The organism is Streptomyces sp. NPDC005899 (genome assembly GCF_040629645.1).
Lineage (GTDB): Bacteria > Actinomycetota > Actinomycetes > Streptomycetales > Streptomycetaceae > Streptomyces.
Genome location: NZ_JBEXWB010000060.1, coordinates 23346 through 24354, shown reverse-complemented (window position 1 = coordinate 24354; position 1009 = coordinate 23346). Strand labels below are relative to the sequence as shown.

The 1009-nt window shown below is 77.2% G+C and carries 1 protein-coding gene; it reads left to right on the top strand.

Annotated elements, in window-relative coordinates:
• Nucleotides 1–904 (top strand): ATP-binding SpoIIE family protein phosphatase (locus tag ABZ371_RS10845; RefSeq protein WP_358676541.1); only part of this gene is annotated, 904 nt, incomplete at its 5' end.
• Nucleotides 905–1009: the final 105 nt, after the last annotated feature.

Below are 1009 nucleotides of genomic sequence, written 5' to 3'. Positions count from 1 at the left end.
CGGCCACGGGGTGGCGGCCGCCGCCACGATGGGCCGGCTGCGCACCGTGGCCCGCACGCTCATGACGCTGGACATCGCCCCCGACCGGGTGCTGGCCCGGCTCGACCTGGCAACCCGCGACCTGGAGGACGACCAGGTCGCCACCTGTCTGTGCGCCGTCCACGACCCGGCGGACGGCAGCTACACGATCGCGAGCGCGGGCCATCCGCCGCCGCTGCTGGTGGACGGGGACGGCACCACCCGCTTCCTCGACGTGCCGGTCGGCGCGCCCCTGGGCGCGGGCGTCATCCCCTACGACCCGCTGCGGCTGCGCGCCCCGTCGGGCAGCCGGCTCGTGCTCTACACCGACGGTCTGGTCAAGACGCGCGTCGACGACGTGGACGTCCAGCTGGAGGGGCTGCGCGCGGCCGTCGCCGCGATGGCACCCGGGGACCTGGACGACGGGGGGCCGCTCACCCTGCCGCGCAGAAGCGACGGCCGCTTCGACGAGGCGGTGCTGGTGGTCGCCCGCGGGTGCGAGCTGCCGCCGGAGGCCGGCCTGCGGGTGTGGGACCTGCCGGAGACGGGCAACCCGGCCTCCGTCGCCCGCGGCCTGGTCACCGAGCAGCTGGGCCGGTGGGGTCTGGCCGATCTCGCCGACGTCACCGAACTGGTCGTCAGCGAGCTGGTCGGCAACGCCATGCGGTACGGCGGCGGCCCCGGCCGGCTCCGGCTGCTGCGTGGCGAGCGGCTCCTGGTGGAGCTCGCGGACACCGGGCCGGACCTGCCGCAGATCCAGCACGCCGGCGAGAGCGACGAGGGCGGGCGGGGCCTGCAGCTCATCAACCTGCTCTGCCGCAGGTGGGGTTCGTGCCGTACGGCGACCGGGAAGGTCGTCTGGGCGGAGCAGAACATCCCGTCCTAGGCCGGACGGCCCGTCCCGGCCCCGGCGGGAGGACCGCACCACGGACCGCACCACGGGGGAGGGGGGCCGGGGGGGGGGGGCGCGGCCCCGCCCCGCGGGCGCGGC